Origin of the sequence: Fusobacterium sp., assembly GCF_029258315.1 — a bacterium.
Classification (GTDB): Bacteria; Fusobacteriota; Fusobacteriia; order Fusobacteriales; family Fusobacteriaceae; genus Fusobacterium_B.
Genome location: NZ_JARHZE010000056.1, coordinates 1 through 3,622 on the forward strand (window position 1 = coordinate 1; position 3,622 = coordinate 3,622).

At 27.4% G+C, this 3,622-nt stretch carries 4 protein-coding genes; 1 reads left to right on the forward strand and 3 read right to left on the reverse strand.

The genetic code is table 11. From position 1 onward, the window contains the following. Both Q1J48_RS04195 and Q1J48_RS04200 read right to left on the reverse strand, forming a co-directional pair. Positions 1 to 492: a PTS sugar transporter subunit IIA gene (locus Q1J48_RS04195; RefSeq protein WP_300361470.1), complete on the reverse strand. Its 492-nt coding sequence runs from the start codon at positions 490 to 492 to the stop codon at positions 1 to 3. A gap of 77 nt (positions 493 to 569) precedes the next feature. After that, positions 570 to 725, reverse strand: a complete 156-nt coding sequence (locus tag Q1J48_RS04200) for a hypothetical protein (protein WP_300331119.1) — start codon at positions 723 to 725, stop codon at positions 570 to 572. 200 nt (positions 726 to 925) lie between these two features. Between Q1J48_RS04200 and Q1J48_RS04205 the strand changes: the two genes are divergently transcribed. Next, entirely contained in the window at positions 926 to 2,275 is a 1,350-nt protein-coding gene (locus Q1J48_RS04205) for a hemolysin family protein (protein ID WP_300361473.1), read from the forward strand. A gap of 152 nt (positions 2,276 to 2,427) precedes the next feature. Here Q1J48_RS04205 and Q1J48_RS04210 read toward each other — a convergent pair. Further along, positions 2,428 to 3,622: autotransporter outer membrane beta-barrel domain-containing protein (locus tag Q1J48_RS04210; RefSeq protein ID WP_300361475.1), on the reverse strand; the 1,195-nt coding region annotated here is incomplete at its 5' end.

Genomic DNA, 3,622 nt, shown 5'->3' on the forward strand with positions numbered 1-3,622 from the left:
TTATTTAAGAGTTACCTTCATAAGTAAATCTCCTACATTTACATCTCCATTAGCAACTACCTCTATTGATTCTACTACATCCATATTAGTTACTATTATTGGAGTTTTTGTAGAGTAATTTTTAGATTTTATAAGATCTAAATCATACTTAACAAGTTCTGCTCCTCTTTTAACTCCACCATTTTCTGCAATTCTTACTAACCCTTCTTTATTAAGTTTTACAGTATCTACACCAAAATGGATTATAAGTTCTAAACCACTTGGAGTTTCAACACTGATAGCATGATTAGTTTCAAATATATCTATTTCTCCATCAATAGGTGCATATATAGCTCCTGGAGCAGGATCAATAGCACAACCGTCTCCTATCATTTTCTGAGAAAAAGCATCATCTGGTACTTCTTCTAATGGAATAACTCTTCCTGCTAAAGGTGAGTATATTTCAACAACTTTTTTATCTTTTTTTCCTTTTAAAAAATCAAAAAATCCCATTTTTTCTCCTTCTTATTTTTATGTCTTTACTCGATAGAGATATTATCTCATATTTAAAAAAATAATTCAATAATCAATTATCTCTTATAGTTAATTATCCCCTTTATATAATCTCTATATTTTTTGAAATCATCCTCGTGATTTTTTTGGTGTAACTTTCTTTCTCTAGCTTCTTCATCATATTTTGCCACTATTTTTTTTAGTACTTCCGCTCTTTTGTTTGTAATAATCATATATGAATCACACTCCTCTATACCACAAAGTTTAAGTTTCACTTAATACAATTATACAACATAATTAAAAAAAATCAATGCTAAATACAATTTAATTTTTTATTTATCATTTTTTTCAAAAAACCTTTGAAAATCAGTTGTTTTTTTCACTATTATATGATAAGATATGCTCAAATAATTTTATTAGGAGGTAGTTTATAGTGGAAATACCCACGACGAATGGAAACGTTTTATCAAATTTAATTTTTTTAATTTTTTTAACTTTAGTGAATGCTTTTTTCTCTTGTACAGAGATGGCTATTGTATCTATTAATAAAAATAAGATCAATATGCTTGCTGAAAAAGGGAATAAGAGAGCCAAGCTTGTTCTAAAACTTTTAGAAGAGCCTACTAACTTTTTATCTACAATTCAGGTTGCTATTACTCTTTCTGGTTTTTTTGCCAGTGCATCAGCAGCTACAAATTTTTCTTATGTAGTTGAAAGTTGGATCTCTGTATTTTCTATACCATACACTAAAGAGATCTCTTTAATTTTGGTTACTGTTGTTTTATCATTTTTTACTTTGGTATTTGGAGAGCTAGTCCCAAAAAGAATAGCACTACAAAAAGCAGAGGGAATTGGACTTTTTTCTGTAAGAATAGTTTATCTTATATCTTTAGTGGTTCTTCCTTTCATAAAACTTTTATCTTTTTCTACTAATTTTGTTCTTAAAATTATTGGAATGGATCTTAAGAATATGGAGGAAAAAGTGTCAGAAGAAGAGATAAAATCCCTTATAGAGATTGGAGAAAAACACGGAGTATTTAATGAAACTGAAAAAGAGATGATTACTTCTGTGCTGTCTTTTGATAATAAAATAGCTAGGGAGATAATGACTCCTAGAAAAAATGTATATTTTATTAATATTGACAAAGAGTTAAACCTTTACTTAGATGAACTTCTTGAAATGCGTCATTCTAGAATTCCTATTTATCAAGGTGAAAAAGACAATATAATCGGTATTCTTTATATGAAAGATTTTATTATTGAGGCTAGAAAAAAAGGATTTGAGAATGTAGATATTAAATCTATTATGCAAAAACCTTATTTTATACCTGAAAATAAAAATATCGATATATTATTTAAGGAGTTTCAAAAAAATAAAATTTTTGTAGCTTTATTAATTGATGAATATGGAAGTTTCTCAGGACTTGTTACAATGGAAGATCTTATTGAAGAAGTAATGGGTGATATTGAAGAAATTTATGATGAAGATGAGCCTAAACTAGAAAAATTAGATAAAGACAATTATTTAGTTGATGGACTTTATTCTATGAGAGAATTAAACTATGATTTGGATATGAAATTAGAAAATGATGATGTTGATACAGTTTCAGGTTTTGTCATTAATCTTCTTGGAAAAATTCCAGAAGAGGGAGAAAAATTAAAAGTGGAGTATAATAATCTTACTTTTGAAATCCTTGAAATTAAAGATCATTGTATCCAAAAAATAAAAATTATTATTAAGGAAGAAAAGAAAGTAGAATCTCAAGAAGAGTTTGAGATCTAAAATATAAGATAGATATACTAAATACTGATGAGTTTTTTCATCAGTATTTTTTTATATTTATTAAAATATTAAAGACTTAATAGCAATATCAAAAAAGAAGAGAACCAATTATTTAGTTCTCTTCCTCAAGGATGATTTTTATTATTTTTAAGTTATAATTTGTAAGTTACTTTTCCAGTAGCTACTCCTTCTCCTTCTGTATCTATTGAGTAACTTCCTACTAATTCTACTTTTTCTGCTAAATCAAATGTTGCTGATACTGATGCTGTTCCTACTCCACCTTCATGTTTTTTTACTGGTGTTGCAAATTCTTTTGTTACATCTAATACTGTAAACTCATCTCTCCACTCATCTACATCCATTAGTTCTTTTTTCCATCCTAAATCCATCGCTAATTTTACACTTGATTTATCTGTTACTTTTACTTTTTGATCTACTGTAGCTTTTGCAAAAATTTCATTAGAAATATTTTGACTCTTATCTACTTTTGCGTTATTCCATTTTCCTCCATCAACAGTTTTAATTCCTCCATCTTCTTCAAACTCTTCATGTCCAAATACTGTTGTATTTAATCCTGCTGATAGTTTTAAATTAGTATTTTCTGTGAAAGAGATATTTTTAGAAAGTTGGTTTTTCATACTGATACTGTATGAATCAAATTCAGCTGTTCTTCCTACTCCTTCTTCTTTATTTCTTTCTACTTTATTATTTGAATATACTCCATTTAATGCAAATCTATATGATAAATCATTTTCTAATCCTTTATCAAATGAGTATCCCATTACAAATGAATTTAGATCATTTGTTGATTTGTTTGCATATTTTATTTTTCCCGCTTGATATCCAGCAAATATATTATCTCCTTGTATAAATGCATTATCTTGTGATAAAACCAAAGTAGTTTCTTCTAAATTATATTTAATTGTTCTATATACATCATCACTATTATCTTTTGTATTTTTATGGAAAGCTCCTAATTTAAAGTTATTTAATTCAATAACTGATTCAACACCTTTATCACTTTGATTAGTATATTCTCCTGATAAATAGTTTTTACTCAACATTAATTTATCTTGCACATCTAAAAGTCCTTGACCTCTTTCCAATATCTGAGCATTTAAGTTAGCATATTCTTTTGATGATATATCATATCTTCTCATTTCAATATCAGCTACACCAGTTTTTGTTTCAAAAAGAATATATAAGTTATCTTGATCCTGAGTCATTGATGTATAACCATAGGTATCTCCATCAAGAATTTTTATTGTTCTTCCTGTATTTGTAGTGATAAAAGTATCATTTCTATCCCAAGAAGCGTTCCCTTGACCAGAATATCCAACTAAATAG

Bases quoted from the DNA above. Each gene is read 5' to 3' on its own strand.
- Q1J48_RS04200 (WP_300331119.1), bottom strand. From the start codon at position 725: ATGATTATTACAAACAAAAGAGCGGAAGTACTAAAAAAAATAGTGGCA.
- Q1J48_RS04195 (WP_300361470.1), bottom strand. From the start codon at position 492: ATGGGATTTTTTGATTTTTTAAAAGGAAAAAAAGATAAAAAAGTTGTT.